10 protein-coding genes and 1 tRNA gene are annotated in these 18,130 nt (G+C 59.8%); 4 read left to right on the top strand and 7 right to left on the bottom strand.

Annotated features, from left to right (window positions below):
• Position 1: 1 nt before the first annotated feature.
• Positions 2 to 4,333, bottom strand: coding sequence for a beta strand repeat-containing protein (locus KVG95_RS29740; RefSeq protein ID WP_225922978.1), 4,332 nt, complete (start codon positions 4,331 to 4,333; stop codon positions 2 to 4).
• A 608-nt stretch (positions 4,334 to 4,941) separates the two neighbouring features.
• Between KVG95_RS29740 and KVG95_RS10180 the strand changes: the two genes are divergently transcribed.
• The gene (locus KVG95_RS10180; protein ID WP_217856141.1) at positions 4,942 to 5,304 is read left to right on the top strand and encodes a DUF6124 family protein; all 363 of its coding nucleotides are present in this window, start codon (positions 4,942 to 4,944) and stop codon (positions 5,302 to 5,304) included.
• A gap of 80 nt (positions 5,305 to 5,384) precedes the next feature.
• Here the strand turns inward: KVG95_RS10180 and KVG95_RS10175 are convergent, their stop codons facing one another.
• The 4 genes from KVG95_RS10175 to KVG95_RS10160 all read right to left on the bottom strand — a co-directional run bounded on the left by KVG95_RS10175 (position 5,385) and on the right by KVG95_RS10160 (position 11,281).
• Complete coding sequence (locus KVG95_RS10175; protein ID WP_217856499.1) at positions 5,385 to 7,349, bottom strand: metallophosphoesterase; 1,965 nt, start codon at positions 7,347 to 7,349, stop codon at positions 5,385 to 5,387.
• A gap of 97 nt (positions 7,350 to 7,446) precedes the next feature.
• Positions 7,447 to 8,265 carry a diaminopimelate epimerase gene (gene dapF / locus KVG95_RS10170; protein WP_217856139.1) on the bottom strand — a complete coding sequence of 273 codons (819 nt, stop codon included), beginning with the start codon at positions 8,263 to 8,265 and terminating at the stop codon, positions 7,447 to 7,449.
• Between the two features lie 77 nt (positions 8,266 to 8,342).
• Positions 8,343 to 10,082, bottom strand: a complete 1,740-nt coding sequence (locus tag KVG95_RS10165; protein ID WP_217856137.1) for a dipeptidase — start codon at positions 10,080 to 10,082, stop codon at positions 8,343 to 8,345.
• Between the two features lie 86 nt (positions 10,083 to 10,168).
• The gene (locus KVG95_RS10160; RefSeq protein ID WP_217856134.1) at positions 10,169 to 11,281 is read right to left on the bottom strand and encodes a CapA family protein; all 1,113 of its coding nucleotides are present in this window, start codon (positions 11,279 to 11,281) and stop codon (positions 10,169 to 10,171) included.
• A 173-nt stretch (positions 11,282 to 11,454) separates the two neighbouring features.
• Here KVG95_RS10160 and KVG95_RS10155 point away from each other — a divergent pair.
• A tRNA-Gln gene (locus KVG95_RS10155) sits at positions 11,455 to 11,529 on the top strand.
• Positions 11,530 to 11,730: 201 nt separating this feature from the next.
• Here KVG95_RS10155 and KVG95_RS10150 read toward each other — a convergent pair.
• Both KVG95_RS10150 and KVG95_RS10145 read right to left on the bottom strand, forming a co-directional pair.
• Positions 11,731 to 13,728, bottom strand: a complete 1,998-nt coding sequence (locus KVG95_RS10150) for a peptidase U32 family protein (protein WP_217856132.1) — start codon at positions 13,726 to 13,728, stop codon at positions 11,731 to 11,733.
• 111 nt (positions 13,729 to 13,839) lie between these two features.
• Complete coding sequence (locus KVG95_RS10145) at positions 13,840 to 15,726, bottom strand: sigma-54-dependent Fis family transcriptional regulator (RefSeq protein ID WP_217856130.1); 1,887 nt, start codon at positions 15,724 to 15,726, stop codon at positions 13,840 to 13,842.
• A gap of 346 nt (positions 15,727 to 16,072) precedes the next feature.
• Between KVG95_RS10145 and KVG95_RS10140 the strand changes: the two genes are divergently transcribed.
• Together KVG95_RS10140 and KVG95_RS10135 are read left to right on the top strand one after the other, a co-directional pair.
• A complete protein-coding gene (locus tag KVG95_RS10140; RefSeq protein WP_217856128.1) occupies positions 16,073 to 17,173 on the top strand; it encodes an ATP-NAD kinase family protein in 1,101 nt (366 codons plus the stop codon).
• Positions 17,151 to 18,128 (top strand): thiamine pyrophosphate-dependent dehydrogenase E1 component subunit alpha, encoded by a 978-nt coding sequence (locus KVG95_RS10135; RefSeq protein WP_123721745.1) that lies wholly within the window; start codon positions 17,151 to 17,153, stop codon positions 18,126 to 18,128. The genes KVG95_RS10140 and KVG95_RS10135 overlap by 23 nt, the downstream gene beginning before the upstream one ends.
• The last annotated feature ends 2 nt before the right edge of the window (positions 18,129 to 18,130 follow it).

The raw sequence follows: 18,130 nt of genomic DNA, 5'->3' as shown, positions 1-18,130 counted from the left end.
ATCAAAGCACCAAATCTGTCGGTGCCAAGTTAGTAACTCCCACCAGTTCGACCACGACAGGATTTTCGATATCAATCGTCTGGACAGCGGTGAAATCGCTATCTCTATCGACGACCTGGAAATCCAGTTCTAGATCAAGGGTAGCGGGTGTAGTCGTGGTGGTGGAGAAACCAGCATCGATGATCTTCAGCGGATTCGTACTCGTATCCTCCGCAATCGTGTTTCCAGGCCCGACGAGACCACTGACCGGCTGTGCGGAAGTGCTGCTTGCGCCATCGGCACCGACATCGCGATTCAGATTTATCGCGCTGCCCGTAAGGCCAGCATCATTCGAAAGAATCTGAATACCCTTGATGAGCCAGTTATCACCGGTCTGAATGTTGAAATCATTACTTTCAACAATCAATAGAGCATCATTATTGTCCAGGAACGGGTCGTTCGGATCGGCTGGGTCGTTGACGATAAGGGCCTCGTACTTGGTTCCAACAAGATCTGTATTGACCGTATCGTTCTCGTACACATCGCCTTGGTCGACGTAGATGGCACGTGTTGTAGTGATGGAAGGATCATTTGCATCAGCAAGACTGACGATAAGCAAAAGATCATCGCTTTCAGTCTCATATCCATCGAACTTGATAAAGAAATCGGTCGCGTAACTAAAATTGTCGGCGCCCAGATCTCCTTTCGGATCAGTCTGGAAGAAATTGATGTTGGCCGCTTCACCTGCCTGGATCGTATTTCCGGAGACGCCCAGAGCAGTGCTGGACAAGGTTACAGGGGCCAGCGTGCCGCTCACAAGCTCACCATCCGTCACAACAGTATTGCCGTCGGCACTCAGTGGTGCCTCGAAGCCCGTGATCTGGATGAAGAAACCTTCCCCAAGCTTCCCAGTGGCCACATTTGATGGGCCACTGGAAGGGCTCGTACCATCCACGTCATACGTTTCGTATCCAGTGCCTTCGCCCAGCGTGACGTCTTGCGTCGTTTGCAGCGCATCTATCTCGAAGGTATAGGTGTCATTGACTTTGTCAAACACCAGCGTGCCTTCCACCAGTTCAGGATCGGTGGTAGCGTTCCGATCGTGATCGTATTTGAACGACACGTTAAACGTGGCAGCGTCGAGATTCTCTGAATCCCAGGTGACCGTTGGATCAACGATCGCAACATCGTTCGCCAAGCCAGAGAGGGCGAGTTCGGCAAAATCACTGTCCGCTGCCGAAGAGTAGGTCGGCCCGCGCTTGTCCGCACCTATCGAGTAGGCGAAGTCACCCGAAAAGGTCCATGACGTCGCACCCAAAGTGGGGTCGACATCCTGCACAGGGGCTGTCCCTATAACGGGCGTATCGTCGTCGACGTTGATCCCCAGCGTGCCATCGGCCGTATCGCCATCACCATCGGTCACCCGGTAGTTGATGGTGAACGCCTGGTTGTTCTCGGTCAGGCCTGCCGCATGGAGGATCGGGTTGTTTTGCGTCACCGTGTAGGCGCCCGTTGTTGCGACCATCGTCAGCGTCAGCACCGTGGTCGTGCCCTGTTTGACCAACAGATTGGCGCCGTCGGCCACATAGGTGAAGCCTGTGGGCGCTCCGCTGGTCAGATAGGCCACCGTGCCGGCCCCGTCCTGCCCAAAGTCGTGGCCCAGAGTGCCGCTTAGGTTAGCCGAGTCTACATCGTCGTCCGTGCCGCCAGGATTGCCACCCGAGAGCGCATCGTCGTCGAGCAGCACCGTGCTGTTGGCTGACACCCCCGGTCCGTCGTCGTCGAAGTTGATGTCGTCGCCGATGCCGACGCTGTCGGTGCTGGTGTCGCCGTCGCCGTCGGTCACCGTCACCACCGCGTTGATCAGGCCCGCCAGATCAACGCGGTCGTCGTAGGCTGCCGCCGAGCTGCCGGCGGTGGGGTGCTTGAGCGAGACATATTGCGCCACCGCCACATTGCCATCCTGCTGCAGCGCAATCGCGAACGCCGCCGGATCGTCAACCGTGACCGTGCCATTGGCCACGTCATACCGGCCGACAATCAGATCGCCTTCCTTGAACAGTTTGATGTCCTTGCCATCGGTGGTGTCGAGCAGCGAGTCGGTGCCGTCGCCGCCGACAATCGCCAGCGACAGCACTTTCGTTGCACCCTCCTGGTCCTGGCCAAAGCTGCTGAGCGCCGTGGAGACCAACGACGTGGTACTGATCGCGTACTCCGTTGGATTCAAGTCCGTGCCCTTGTTCACCACTTCCGTGTCGAACAGTGCCAGAACCGCCGCCGCGTCGCTGTCGTTATCCTGGTTGCCGGCCGTCTCGTCGATCGTCACCGCGCCGCCGCCATCGGCCACATCCGCGCTCGGCCCGTCGTCGTCAAAGTTGATGTCGTCGCCGATGCCCACACTGTCGGTGCTGGTGTCGCCGTCGCCGTCGGTCACTGTCACCACCGCGTTGATCAGGCCCGCCAGATCGATCCGGTCGTCATAGGCCGCCGCCGAGCTGCCGGCGGTGGGGTGCTTGAGCGAGACATACTGCGCGACCGCCACGTTGCCGTCTTGCTGCAGCGCAATCGCGAACGCCGCTGGATCGTCGGCCGTGACCGTGCCATTGGCCACGTCATAGCGGCCGACAATCAGATCGCCTTCCTTGAACAGAATGATGTTCTTGCCATCAGTGGTATCGAGCAGCGAGTCGGTGCCGTCACCGCCCACAATCGCCAGCGACAGCACTTTCGTCGCACCCGCCGCGTCCTGGCCAAAGCTGCTGAGCGTCGTGGTGGCCAAAGGTGTGGTGCTGATCGCGAACTCCGCTGGATTCAAGTCCGTGCCCTTGTTCGTCACTTCCGTGTCGAACAGCGCCAGAACCGCCGCCAAGTCGCTGTCGTTATCCTGGTTGCCGGCCGTCTCGTCGATCGTCACCGCGCCGGCGCCATCGGCCACGTCTGCGCTTGGCCCGTCGTCGTCGAAGATCATCTTGGAGCCGATTTCGGTTGTCGAAACAGAGGCTTGGACCAGCGTGAAACCACCGATATCAAAATCGGCGTGGTTATTGCCCCTGGCGTCGAGGGCCGCTCCGTTCTCGACGAGCACGCGGTTGTGATCCGACGTCGTGGTGTATTCAATCTGGTAGCCGGCCAAAACGCCGGTGATGGTTGCAACCCCACCAGAAAAGGTAATGCCAATGGCCGGATCATTCACCGATCCGTTTGAATTCTCGATCACCACCCCGGCGCTGTTGAAGACGCGAACATTGGTGATGGCAACTGACGTATCACCCACATAGCCGTTGATGAAGTTCTCGCCGGGTTCAGCAATGGTACTGAATGCGCTGATTTTTACGACGGCACTCTTGCCGCTTTGCAACTGCACGACGTCGAAGCTGGCCATCTTCGCGTTGAAGACGCTGGTAAAGTCGATGTTGGACTCAACATCTGCTTCGGTCGGACTCAGGTTGGGAATGGTCACATCCTGCCTGGCACCCGTGACGAACGAAAAGCGGATGCCGTCCTGTTCCGTAATCATCTGGTTGTTGGTGCCGAAGGTGGTCGGGTTAGCCGCCTGGCTGGTAATGATCGTGTCGCCAGTGTTTATATTGGCGCCGCTTGACTGGTCTGCGGGGTCCTTGCCGGTGGCGATGATGGTGGGATCCGTGATCCGCATAACACCACCGACGTCGACAACTGTCGGGTTCGCCTTCGTGAACATCAGGAAGAGGTTCGCACCGGAGGGCACACCGGCCAGACTGAATTCCAGGTCCTGACTGGCTCCGATGTATACCTTATTCAGCAGATTGAGCGAATCATCGGCGTTCGTAGTCACTGGATGCTTGAGCGGTTGGTACTCCACGGTCCAGATCTTGCCGCCGGAGACCGGTGATCCGGTTTCTTCGATATAGGCCGCGAACACGATCGCGCCGGTCGAGCCACCGGCCCGGCCCAGAACGATGTTGTCGTTGTTCGCATCCGTATAGAGCAAGATGCTGGTGCCGTTGAGGGTATCCAGTCCGCTGTCCACGCCATTGAGCGGTGCGCCAGCGCTGTCGACGAAGCTGATATTGGTAATGCTGGCGCCGGGGTCAGCGGTGACGGTGAACGCATTACTGCCTGTGTTGCCCACGGCACCGGTATAACCACTCAACGCTGCACCCGTTGCGGTACCTGCCCCCAGTGCGGTCAAACGGGTAGCGAAGGTCGAGGGCAGGGAGGTCACCAGAATGTCGTTGTCGTCAGCGTCTCCCGCAGGGGTTGGAGTGGCGGTGGCATTCTGCAATCCGGCCGTTTCGTCCAGCGAAACGTTCGCGCCGCTCGCCACGACGCTCATAGCGCTGGCCGTAATCGATGAATTTTGCTCAATAGTCATGACTTTTTCCTGGGCAGTTGCGGTCATCTAGGCCTGACCGTTGACCTTTGGTCGCAACTATGGATAAACGCCGGGGATTGCGCATCGACCGATACTCCCAAGCGGGGTGGGAGTTTCAGACTACTTGGGAGGAGGAGATGGAACGGCGCGAAGGAGGGAGTGTCATATTCCGTTTTTAAATTGTTCAGGCCTGAGATAAATCCCAACGAATAAGCGGTCAACGAACAGGCACGTATAGCTCTGTAACTGTCCCTGGCGGAGTGGTCTTCTCGCGTTTAATGATGCGTGTTTAAAGACACTCCGTGTTACTTCCCGAAGGGCTACAAGACCTTGCGCCGTTACCTACGGTTAAGACAGAATCCGCCGGCTTGTGCGCCGATGGCCCGGGCTCTATCGTTTCCCTGTCACTGAAATCAGTGATCGGGTTTGGTAGCCCGGTTTCGTATCACGGCGCATCGCGTCACCTATTATGGTGGTCATGCGCGGGGCCCTTTCGAGGGCGCCGGGAACTGATACGACCGGTCTACCAACCCGCGTATGGCCACCACCTTCGTTTGGTAGCGAGCGTGATGGCTCTTTTTAATAAACTCGTATCAGGAGTTTGATTTATGTTCAAAGTTACACCCAACCCACCGGACACCGATCCGGCATCCCCGTACGAATCCCTCGATTCAAAAAAGCTCAACGAAGCCGCCGAGCGCGCCCTCAATTTTTACCTCAACCCGGCAGCGATCATGAACAACACCCCACGCAAACCCAGCACCATGTACATGGTTGCGCCGGATGTCGACCATGAAGCCTTGCTGGTTCAAACATGCGAGAACCTGGCGTCGGCCAGTGTCATGGCCAGCGACATTGCTGCATTGGTGGAGGGCACCCACCGCAATACCCTGCTGGCGCTTCAGCAGGTCATCATGCTGGCGGAACTGGCGGTGAATCGAATGCTGGATAACTTCGTTCCACCCAAGTAATAACTCAGCAAATCGGACCTGTAGGAGCCAGCGGTGCGGCGATCCGCCTTACCGCACCGCTGGCTCCTACGAAAAGCGGTTTACTTACACAGAATCTCGATGGGCGGCTCGATTAACTGCGGTTCGAGCGCACCCGAGGCTGGCACGAAGCGCGGGCCAGTGCTTTCAGGCGTTGCCCGCAATCTCCAGGTGCGCTGCACCTTCGCCAGTTTGGCGACTCCTGATGCCACGGACCAGCGCCGGCAGACCTTCTCCAATTTGAGCGGGTAAAGGGTGAGTTGGTCGCCTTTGAAGTGCATGCGCAGGAAGCATTTGTGGTCGGCGATGCACTGCGAGGAAAAAACCGCCTCGCTATGTAGCCCCCAAAAAGTGTTGCCCATCACCATCCATGCGCCGAACAACAGGCCTCCCAAACTGCCGCCGAGCACCAGCGTCTCCGCCAGGAACAACAAAACCTGGTGCAGGTTTTCTACCTCGAGCTGCAAGTAGTGGATGTTGACACGGCCCATCAGCCACAGCAGTCCGATTGCCAGTCCCAGATGAAGTGCCCCGTGAGCCGCTCCAATGGCATAGGCGAGCTTTCGGGTGCGCTTGACCCCGGCGGCTGAGAACACTGCGCAACCCAGCACAATGATCACGGCGAACATCACCGACGAAGGACTGTGTGACAGGACCAAGAGCAGGTGTCGCCAAACTTCGCTGATGTTGGGAATAGACGCTTGGAGGTCAGACAACACGTCCATCAGGCTGCGGTTGCCTCGTGCCGGGTGGGGCACCGTGCTGGCGCTTTGTACCATCCAGTCGAACAGCAGGTACAAAATGGCCAGCATGCCGCAGAACGAGCGATTGCGGGTAGGTAGCCGCCATGCCCGATTACGCAGTTGCTTGGAGGTCTGTTTGTCCGGGTAGACCGCCGCCAGTTCGTAGTGCTGCCGGGTGCCGCCAACGTTGATCGGCTTGGGCGGATCGGGAAGCTGATGTGTGGCATTCAAGAAGGCGCCACCGCCTCCGCAGGTGATGCGCTGCGGCGCCTGGGTGCCAGCTTTTGGCTGGTAGCGCGCGTAGTGGTGCGAGTCTCCGGCCAAGACTACCGCGAGGTGGTCACCCAGGAGTTCCTCGATCTCGCGCAGGCTGCGAAAGCGCGGCGTCTGGGTTTCGATCGAGGGCAAGGCCTTGCTCTCCTCGCGTGCTAGCCGTTCGGCTTCGTCCACCCAACTCGGCTCGGGCGTGCAGAGGATCACGCGATCGCCTGGCTGCAATTTGGCGTGCATCTGCTCGAAGTATTGCTTCTGCTGTCGGTCGATCATGGATTCAAACTGCAGATCCAGGCCCCAGATCCACCAGCCATTGGGCAACTGCAGCACGTAGTAACCGGTGCGCTGGCGGGTTTCCCAAGCGCCGATGGGCTTCTGCTCGCAAAACAGTTGGGAGAAACCGCGCAGACCGTCATACCAATCGTGGTTGCCGGGCGTCGCCAATATCCACGGTGCACCCGGCTGCCGCACGGGCTGGTCCTGGTCATTAGGGCGCTCCTTGGGTACCGGCGCGGGAAATGCGGCGCGGAAGGGGTCCAGGAAACGGGTGCGATAGCCGTTGCGGGCCGGTGTGGGATAGACCTGATCGCCGCCGAGCAGCAGCACGTCGCCGCGCGGCAACGAGAGCTGGTGTTCCGGCAACTCGACAGCATGGCTGACGCACAGCGCCATCGAGTAGGTGGAGTCCCAGCCATCGCCGGTATCGGCCAGATAGTCGATCCACACGTCACCGTCGGCAACCACCTGGATAGGCGGGTTAGAGTCCCGAGGGTTGAGCATGGCCAGCACCTCACGTGGGTCCGCGAAGGCACCCATCGTGGTGGCGACAGCCGTTTGTAAGCCCGTGCGCATTAGCTGCAGCGGGCCTAGCCAGTTGACCATTGCCTCCTGGGTATAAAGCTCGATGCGGCTATTGAGCGTGGGAGAAGGGGTGGAACGGGTCATGGCGAGGGGCGCAGAGTGCGGCGTAGGCGCCTCTCCAGCGCGAAACTCAATCGATTGCTCCTTCATCATCCAGCCTCCATTGCTGTAACGAGTTCAGGTACCTCAAAAGGGTGATCTTTTGTCGGTCGATTCAGAATAGGTCAGTTAGGCGATAGCCGCCGGTTCATAGGCTGAAGGAGAGGCTGTCGTGAACAGTTCCCGAAAACGTTGTCTCTACCGGCCCGATGAGAAAGACAGGTCCCACGCCATCCCATTGAACCGTTACGGTTCCGCCATCACATTCAACCTCAACGCGAGGGTCTAACAAACCACGACGAATTCCGTTAACAGCGGCGCCACACGAGCAGGAACCGGAACCGAGCGCAATACCACCCCCGCGCTCCCAAATGCGCAATCGAATGTGCTTTCGGTTAATGATCTGGACGAAATGCACGTTCGTCTTGAGGGGGAATAGAGGGTTGGTTTCAATGATCGGTCCGATGGTCGCTATATCAACGGCGTTCAGATCATCGACAAAATAGGTGCAGTGCGGATTGCCCATGCTGGTAGCTGCTGGGTCACCCGCCAGTGGTAAAACAGCAGTATCCAGTTCCAGGGCCAGGGGAATATCCGACCAGCCGAAAAGCGGTTCCCCCATGTTGACGGAAATCGCACCGGTTGAGGTTCGTTCACACGTGAGTAGGCCACGATTGGTTCGCAGCGCTATCGAAGTCATATTTGATTCGCGCATCAGCATATCCGCGGCACCGCGCGTTGCGCTGCCACACACATCCAGCGTGGAGCCATCTGCATTCCAGAACATCAAGCGCGCAACGGCATCATCGCAATCGAGCACTACGGCGAGTTGATTGAATCCGACTCCTCGGTTTCGATCACCCAATCGCCGAGCCAAGGTGCTTGTCATTGGATTGGCCGAGTTTCGCAAGTCCACAACAACGAAGTCATCGCCATTGGCGTGCATTTTATGAAAGCTCAGCGGCATCATAGATCCTGATAACGAGTGAGTTGACGTTCGCATAGAAGCGGACCCGCCAGAATAGCGGGTCCGAAAGGGGGAGATCAGAGTTTCGGCAACTGCCCTATGCGCCCGAACATTTCGGTCACGATCTGCAGGTCCAGCAGGAACTGGTCGACGGTCTTGAACTCGTTGTCGTTGTGGCCGGTGTATTTGACCTCGGGCCTGGCCAGGCCGAACTGCACGCCATTGGGTAGCTCATGAACCGAAGTGGCGCCGGCAGAGGTGCCGAACTTGTGTTCCATGCCGAGGTTTTCGCTGGCCACGGCTAGCAGAGCCTTGACCCATTCACCCTCAGGGTTGCGGTGCATTGGCTCGGCGATCGAGTAGTCGAAGGCCGGCTCAATGTGGGTCTTCTTGCTCCAGGCGCCAAGTTTTTCGGCGATTTCGGTCTTGAGCACTTCTGGGGATTTGCCCTTCGGTACGCGCAGATTGACGGCGAGCTTGAAGGCTTTTTCATCCATCCCGACATAGGTCAGGGAGGTGGTCAGCGGTCCCATGAAGGCATCGGAAAAACCGACCCCCAATTTGCCACCCAGGTAGTCCAGCCCCCAGTTGTCAGCGGCGTAACGGGCGGCGTCGGTAATGTGGTTGTGCTTGAGCGCGACCTTGCCGTCGAGGCTGTTGATGAAGTCCAGCATCCTTGCCACCGGGTTGACGCCTGACTCGGGCTCGGAGGAGTGGGCGGATACGCCGGTGACCGTCAGCAAGACGTCCTTGCCGACGACCTTGGCGATCACCTCGAAGTTGCCACCATTGCGCTTGGCATAATCGCTACCTGCCTTCTGCAGGCTGGCGGCCAATTCAGCGGGCTTGTCAGTCACCAGGGTGGCGACTGAAGTCGATGGGATCTGGTTGGTTGCCAGGCCGCCGGTCATTGCAGTGATTTCGGCGCCTTTGCCCTCTGCCTTACGCCGGGCAAAGTTCGCCATGACAGTGCCGTAGCCTTTCTCGGCAATCACCACCGGGTAGCCGCCATCCAGCGCCAGGTTGTAGTTGGGTGTCGGGTTGTGTTCGAAGTAATAGGGGATGGCGTCGCCCGTGGTTTCTTCAGTGGTGTCTACCAGCAGCTTGAAATTCCTGGCTAGCGGCAGCTTCTCTTCCTTGATGATCTTCATGGCGTAGAGCGCCACCACAATGCCGTTCTTGTCATCCTCGGTGCCCCGGCCATACATGCGGTCGCCGACCAGGGTGACCTTGAACGGATCGAGTCGGGTGCCGTCCTTCAGGACCCAGTTCTCTGGTGTCACGGGCACCACATCGGCATGCGCGTGAATGCCTACGACTTCGTCGCCGTTGCCTGCGAGGGAGATTTCATAGACCCGGTTGTCGATGTTGCGAAAGTTCAGGTTGAAGGCCTGGGCAAGGCCCTTGAGCTTGTCGGCGATCTTGATGAATTCGGGATTGTCGTGCTGAGCAACGCCGTCCACGCGGAAGGTCGGGATTGCCACCAGTTCGCGCAGGGTCTCAGTGGCAGCACTGCCGTATTTCACCCGTGCATAGAGGCCAAGCAGGCGATGGATCTCGTTCTGCTGTTCAGGGGTAAGGGTCTTGTTGCTCTGGAAGGCACTGATTGCCGGGCCGAGGTCGTTGGTTTTGGCAAGGTCGCTCTTGGCCAGGCGACTCAGGAACTGCCGGAAATCGGTTACCGATGCGTCACTGAAAGTCTTGAGGATGGTGGCGCTCTGTTGCGGGGTGATGTTGGCGTGCGCTGACGTGGTGAACGACGAAAGGCTGGCCAGCATCAGGGTTGTCGCGGCCAGGTGCTTGAGTGATAAATCCATTGTTGGGCATTCCTTTGCAGGCGGTTTGTGAGAAATTTCTGGTCGATTAGTCAGAAATGTTTCCAAATTAACATGCCCAGAGGCACCTACCAACGCAACACGAAGGCATTTTTCGCGCCCGGATGGATGCTGCTGCCCAAGCGTGCGCACTCGCGAGAAAGGGTGTCGTGCAGCCATTGACGGTCATCCCCTTCGGCGCGAGAGAGGCGAAAGCGACAGAGGCGGGTGGGTATCAGGTCCAGCGACTGCAAATGCCCGCTCGGTTCCAGCGAGGCAAAGTACAGAAGCCCCAGGTCGCCGCGAAAATCTGTGTGGCCCTCGATGCCTTCATAATCGTTCAGCAGATCACCGCAGCCATAAAGAATCAGGCGTTCGCGGTACACCTCGATGCCCTTGATGTGGTGCGAGGAATGTCCGTGCACCAGGTCAACTCCAGCCTCGTCGATCAAGGCATGGGCGAACCGGACTTGTTCGCGCGGGATATCGAACCCCCAGTTGCCGCCCCAATGAATGGAGGCGACCACCAGATCCCCCGGTTTTTTGCTCTCGAGAATCCGTTTGGCCACAGGACGCAGGCTTTGCATCGTCAGATCTTCCAGCCGCGCCACGCCCGCGCGCCTATCCGTGGCGGCCCAGTCCGACGGAATGCCGCTGTCGGGCGCGCCGAGGCCAAACACCAGCAAGCGCCGCCCGCCAGGCTGTGGCAGCACGGCGGGTGCTTCGGCAGATTGTCGGTTGTGGCCGGCACCGGCGCTGCACATGCCGTTGCTCGACAAGGTGTCCAGCGTATCGGCCAGGCCGGCTGCTCCCCAGTCCAGCACATGGTTGTTGGCCAGCACGCAACAGTCGATGCCGGCTGCGCTGATGGCCGGGAAGTTCTCCGGGGTCATGCGGTAATTGATGCCCTTTGGCTCTGGTCGTCCACGGCGGGACACCGCCGTTTCCAGATTGATGATGCGTGCGTGTGGCTGGCGAAGTTCAAACTCATCCAGCGCAGCGCCCCAGACATAGGTGAAATCGACGGGGAGGGGAATCGGGCCATTGAGTCTTTCCGCCAGCCGGACGTAAACGCCGGCATTCTTGACGTAGTCTTCGTAAAGCCGCGGATCGCCAGGATGCGGCAGTACTGAGTCGATGCCGCGGGCGGTCATGACATCGCCTGCGAGAAACAGCGTCAGTGTATCGGTAACAGTTGCCATGGCACCCTCCAGGATCAGGAGTAAGCATCTGTTTTAAAACAAATATATTTTTGTGTTGGCCTTCCCAGACGAAGCGAAAGTTGATAAATTCCCGCCCGTTCTTGCAGAGGCCCTTACAGGGGGCTTGTAGCGCAAGGACTCAGCATCTCGATGTTGCTCGCAGCAACAGATACAGGGGCGTCGCCAAGCGGTAAGGCAGCAGGTTTTGATCCTGCCATGCGTTGGTTCGAATCCAGCCGCCCCTGCCATTTTCCTTATACTCATCCAAGTATGGCCTCCGCCGGCAGGTAGTGCGGAAGTCCCGGATGATTGTCTTTACAGAAAACGCCAACGCCGATCCGGCCCGGCGTTTTTTTATGCCTGTAAATTCCTCTTGGTCACACCTTTAACATTCAGCCGTCTTGCGAGCGCAGCGAGCGCGGCGCCGTAGCGGCGCGCTCGCAAGTCACTCAGTGCGGTGCGCGAGGGATGGTCTTGAGCAGGTCTTCAGCGCTGATGTGGCCGACGACATGCTGCACGCTGCCCGGTTGCGGCAGGTCAAGGATGTGTCCCTTCATCTTGCCGATCACGTGCATCTCGCAAGGCTTGCAGTCGAACTTCAGCGTCAGTACCTCATCGCCATGCACCAGTTGCATCGGAGCGACCTTGGTGCGCACGCCGGTGACGCCCTTGGCCTGCTTGGGGCAGAGGTTAAAAGAGAAACGCAGGCAATGCTTGGTGATCATCACCGGCACCTCGCCGGTCTCCTCGTGAGCCTCATAGGCCGCGTCGATCAGCTTGACGCCGTGACGGTGATAGAAGTCGCGGGCTTTCTCGTTGTAGACGTTGGCCAAAAACGACAGATGCGACTCCGGGTACACCGGAGGCGGCTCGGTTTCGGCCTTGCGACCACCTCGTGGGTGGGCTTTGATGCGGGCTGCGGTCAACGCTTCGATGACTTCTCGGCGCAAGGCCTTGAGCTGCGAGTTGGGGATGAAATACGCCTGCGGTGCATCCAGCTCGATCGCCGTGGCGTGGTACTGCGTGGTGCCCAGTTGGCCGAGCAGGTCGTGCAGTTGCTCCAGGGCCTGTTCCGGCTTGTTGGCCAGACCGAATGGACCGTCCAGGGCAACACTGGCGCTGACACCTTCCTCGCTGGTGGCGGTCAGCTCCAGGCGATCCTCACGCAGGCGAGCGACCCAGGCAAGACCCACCCGGCGCTCGGCGGAGGTCTTGACCAGGGCCTGTTGCCAGTTGTGGTCAAGGTTGCGGCTCAGCGGGTGATTCGGGCGCAGCTGGTGCAACCCCTTCGGCATCTCATTGGGCTCCACGCGATAGCGGTAGCGCTTTTCCCCGTCCTCTTCGAACTCACCCTTCGGCTCGGCGATGTTGGTGCGCCAGCCCACCACTTCACGCTTGACCAGCACGTTTAGACCGTCGCCGTTGGACAGCGGTTCGTGGGTGACTACCAGCAGGTCGCGCTTGCCGACTTTCTCCACCACGCCCACCGGCAGGCCGGTGAAGGTGGGTGTGTCGAAGGCGCCGATGTCGATCTTGCGATCGCTGACGAAGTAATCGGTGCTGCCGCGGTGGAAGGTCTTTTCCGGATCGGGCACGAAGAAATGCGCGGTGCGGCCGCTGGATGCGCGGGCCAGGTCCGGGCGATCTTCGAGGACCTCGTCCAGGCGCTGGCGATACCAGGCGGTGATGTTCTTCACATAGCCCATGTCTTTGTAGCGACCCTCGATCTTGAACGAGCGCACGCCGGCTTCAACCAGCGCGCGGATGTTGGCGCTCTGGTTGTTGTCCTTCATCGACAGCAGGTGTTTTTCGTAAGCGATCACACCGCCTTTTTCATCCTTGAGGGTGTACGGCAAGCGGCAAGCCTGGGAGCAGTCACCTCGGTTGGCGCTGCGACCGGTTTGCGCGTGTGAAATGTTGCACTGGCCGGAGAATGCCACGCACAGAGCACCGTGGATGAAGAACTCGATCGCCGCATCGGTTTCGTCGGCGATCGCGCGGATTTCCTGGAGGTTCAGCTCGCGGGCCAGTACCAATTGGGAGAAGCCGGCCTGGTCGAGGAACTTCGCCCGCGCCAGGGTGCGGATGTCGGTCTGGGTGCTGGCGTGCAGTTCGATCGGCGGGATGTCCAGTTCCATCACGCCCAGGTCCTGGACGATCAAGGCGTCGACACCGGCATCGTACAGTTGGTGGATCAGCTTGCGGGCCGGCTCCAGCTCGTTGTCGTGCAGGATTGTGTTGATGGTGGTGAACACCCGGGCGTGGTAGCGACGGGCGAATTCCACCAATTGGGCGATATCGCTCACCTCGTTGCAGGCGTTGTGGCGTGCGCCGAAGCTCGGGCCCCCGATGTACACGGCGTCGGCGCCATGCAGAATGGCCTCGCGGGCGATGGCCACGTCGCGGGCGGGGCTGAGCAGTTCCAGATGATGTTTGGGTAGGGACATGTTTTTTTAGTCTGGCTTGTCACGGTCAAGGTGCGCATTGTAGCGGCGAAACGTTTGACCGGCACCCGTGTGGTGCCCGATGGCGAGCGGGGCCGCCGGATGAAGCTGTGGTTAGCTTCTGCCAGGCATGTCGATGTCATGTTGATGCACCCGTCGATACAGCGTTGCCCGGGAGATGCCCAAAGCCTTGGCCGCGGCAGTGGGTTTCCAGCGATGACGCACGAGGGCATCGATGAGTGCCTGGCGTTCCGGGCTGGCGCAGTGTTCCACGGTGTCAGCTGAAGCCGGATCATTGAGTCGATGGCCGAGCAGTTGCTCAGGCAAGTCACTCAACAGAATCAAATGGGTCTCGCACACCGCGCAGGCGTAACGCAGCACGTGCCGCAGTTCGCGCACATTTCCCGGCCAGCGATAGCCGAGCAGGCATTCCAGTGCGGCGCTTCCCAGTTGCATCTCCATTGCGCAGCTCGACGATTCTTCTTCGAGTATCCGGTTGATCAAGGCCAGTCGATCACTGCGTTCGCGCAACGGCGGCAATTGGAATCGCGCGCCACTGAGGCGAAAGTACAGGTCCTCGCGAAACTCACCAGAGGTCACCCGTGCTTCCAGATCGCGGTGGCTTGCGCAGACGACCTGAATGTCGATCGCTTTGCTTCGTGACGCCCCCAGGGGCGCCACTTCGCCCTCGGCTAAAACCCGCAACAGACGGGTTTGCAGAGGCAGAGGCATATCGCCGATTTCATCGAGAAACAGAGTGCCGCCATCGGCCTGTTCCAGCAGACCTCGCATACCTTTATTCGATGCACCGGTGAAGGCGCCGGCCACATAACCGAACAGCTCGCTTTCGATCAGATTTTCGGGAATCGCTGCGCAGTTCACCGCGATAAAAGGTCGCTCACGGCGCAGACTGGCCTGATGCAACTGGCGGGCGAAGACTTCCTTGCCAGAACCGGTTTCACCCTGGATCAGCACGGGTAAATTGCGATCTTTGACCCGCACCGCAAGGCGCAGGCTTTCTTCCAGTCGCGGGTCGAGTTCGGCGGGTGACAGCACCCGGCGCGCAGGGTTGCGTTTGACCCGCCGTGGCGCGCTGAGTCGTCCATGCAAGGCATGACGGCCACCTTGGCCGTGAAGCAGGCAGAGCGATTCGTCCCTGGCCCGATGCAATAACTGCTGATCGAACACTTGGTCGATGTGTTCCGGCAGCTGGCCAAAGCTTTGCAACAGCCACTGCCGCGCCGCGGGGTTCAGCGCCTGCAGTCTTCCGTCATCGTCCCAGGCGAGCAGGTAATCGGGTTGGCTGTCGACATAGCCCGGGCTGTTGTGGGCCCGCAGCACCCAGTAACCCTGGGCACTGCTCATGAAAAACGCTTGTTCTATTTCCCGTGCGCTCTGCACCACCATCTGCCGGATCAGGTGTTGCGAACGACGGTCGTCCGGAGAGCGCACCGCGGACACATCGAGCACCCCGAGCAGTTCGCCCCGAGGGTCGAAGACTGGCGCTGCAGAGCAGGTGAGTCCGATAAAAGCGGCGCGGAAGTGATCTCGCTTATGCACCGTGACCGGTGTTCGTGCGGTCAGCACCGCGGCCACCCCACAGGTGCCTTCCTCGCCTTCAGACCAGCAGGTGCCCAGGTACAGACCGGCTTTGCGGCAGTCATTGCGGATCGAGGTTTCCACGCGGTAGTCGATGGTCTGGCCCTGGGCATCGGTGAGCAACACGCAGTAGTCGGCATCGCGCACGCGACCGTGGAGGCGGGCGACTTCTTCGCTGGCGATGCGCAGGAACAGTTCGGAGCGTTCTCGACACTCCTGCAGCACATTCTGCGAAAGGATCCGTGGCCCTTGTAATGAGCCGGGGTCCAGGTGGTGTTGCTCCATGGAGCGGCGCCAGGAGTCCAATATCAAGTCCGACACAGGCAGTTGCGGCAGGTGCGCTGCGTTCTTCAAAACACGGCTGACGCAATCCACGTGCGCCTTCGAGTGTGCGGAAAGCATTTAAGGTCTCCGGTTCGATCTTCTTTTAGTTGTGCGGCTATTAAGCGCCGTTCATGGACGGTCGACAAGCATCGGTTCACTCACTGCGAAGGTGAGACGCGACGTCTCAAGGTCTCACTGCAACCCCGTGCAGGCTGACATGAAACGTCTCAATCGAGCGTAATCCCAACCCTCATAGACTCAGGTCGTGGCCGCTCTGGAACAGGCGTTCTGGCGCTTTTTTGCGGATCTGGCACCGGCCTTGCTATAGCCCCTGCAACCAGTGCGACTGGCAACCCGATAATAAAAAGAGGTGCCCTATGTTCTCCTGCCGAGGCCTGTTTCCTGTTCTACCTGTGGTGCTGGAATGAGTCCCTTGCCATTGACCGTCGGCATCATTGCCAACCCGGCGTCCGGCCGGGACGTACGGCGCCTGACGGCGAATGCCGGGCTGTTTTCCAGCACCGACAAGGTCTCGGTGATCCAGCGGCTGCTGGCGGCTTTTGGCGCCACCGGTGTCGAGCGGGTGCTGATGCCCACCGACATGACCGGCATCGCCGCTGCGGTGTTGAAGAACAGTCATGGCCGCCAGGCGCGTAACAGCCACTGGCCAACCCTGGAGTTCCTGGACCTTACCTTGCGCCAGAGCGTGGCGGACACTCGCCAGGCCGCGCGCTGGATGGCTGAACGCGGTGTGTCGCTGATCGCCGTGCTCGGCGGTGACGGCACCCACAAAGCGGTGGCCGCCGAAGTCGGCGACATTCCACTGCTGACCCTGTCAACGGGGACCAACAATGCCTTCCCGGAACTGCGTGAAGCCACCAGCGCCGGGTTGGCCGGCGGGCTATTCGCCAGCGGGCGGATTCCACCCGAAATCGCTTTGCGCCGCAATAAACGCCTGCTGGTGCGGATTCCGAGCCGCGACCTGTGCGAAGTGGCATTGGTGGACGTGGCGGTGTCCTCGTTGCCCTTTATCGGCGCCCGTGCAATCAGCCGTGGGATCGATCTGGCGGAGGTGTTTGTGACCTTCGCCGAGCCTCAGTCCATTGGCATCTCGGCCCTCTGTGGCTTGTGGTTTCCGGTGTCGCGCCAAGCCCCCAACGGCGCCTGGATGCGCCTTGATCCGCACTCTTGCGAAGCCTTGCTGGTGCCACTGGCGCCCGGCCTGTTGCAAGGCTGCGGCGTGCTCGCCGCCGCTAGCCTTGAACCCGGCGTTGCCCATCGTCTGTGCCTGAGCAACGGCACCCTGGCCCTGGATGGCGAGCGGGAGATCGAATTCAGCGCCCATGACTTACCCACCGTTACCCTCGATGCCGGCGGTCCGTTGAGCATCGATGTCAATGCGGCGCTGGCCTATGCAGCGCAAGAGCGGCTGCTGGCCATCGGCCGTGAACATCCGCAACACCCTCTGAACCTTGAGTCTCAAGACACCCTGGAGAATAAAAATGTCGACACAGCTGACCGCTGATCAATTGCTGCATGCCTATCGGGTGATGCGCACCATCCGCGTTTTTGAAGAGCGCTTGCACGTGGAGTTCGCCACCGGCGAGATTCCCGGTTTCGTCCATCTTTATGCCGGCGAAGAAGCCTCGGCCGCCGGTGTCATGGCTCACCTGGGGGATGATGATTGCATCGCATCCAACCACCGTGGCCACGGTCATTGCATCGCCAAGGGCGTTGATGTGTACGGGATGATGGCCGAGATCTACGGCAAGAAAACCGGGGTCTGTCAGGGCAAGGGCGGCTCCATGCACATTGCCGATTTCGAGAAGGGCATGCTCGGCGCCAACGGCATCGTCGGTGCCGGTGCACCACTGGTGGTCGGGGCGGCCCTGGCAGCCAAGCTCAAAGGGACCGACGGTGTCGCCGTGGTGTTCTTCGGCGATGGCGGCTCCAACGAAGGGGCCGTGTTTGAAGCGATGAACATGGCCTCGGTGTGGAACCTGCCATGCCTGTTCATTGCCGAGAACAACGGCTACGCCGAGGCCACGGCCTCCAACTGGTCCGTGGCTTGCGATCACATCGCCGACCGCGCAGCCGGCTTCGGCATGCCCGGGGTCACCGTCGATGGCTTTGACTTTTTTGCTGTTCACGAAGCCGCCGGTGCCGCAGTGGAGCGGGCCCGCGCCGGTGAAGGACCGTCGCTGATCGAGGTCAAGCTGACCCGCTACTACGGCCACTTCGAGGGCGACGCCCAGACCTATCGGGCACCGGACGAGGTCAAGTATTTCCGCGAGCACAACGACTGCCTGATGCAGTTTCGCGAACGCACCACGCGCACTGGTTTGATTGATGCCAGCCAGTTGGACCAGATCGATAGCGAAGTGGACCTGCTGATCGAAAATGCCGTGCGCAAGGCCAAGTCCGACCCCAAGCCGAGCGCGGCCGACCTGCTCACCGACGTCTACGTTTCCTATCCCTGAAC

Origin of the sequence: Pseudomonas farris (assembly GCF_019145235.1) — a bacterium.
GTDB lineage: Bacteria > Pseudomonadota > Gammaproteobacteria > Pseudomonadales > Pseudomonadaceae > Aquipseudomonas > Aquipseudomonas farris.
Note: the sequence above shows the minus strand (reverse complement) of the source record. Positions and strands in the feature narration are given on the sequence as shown.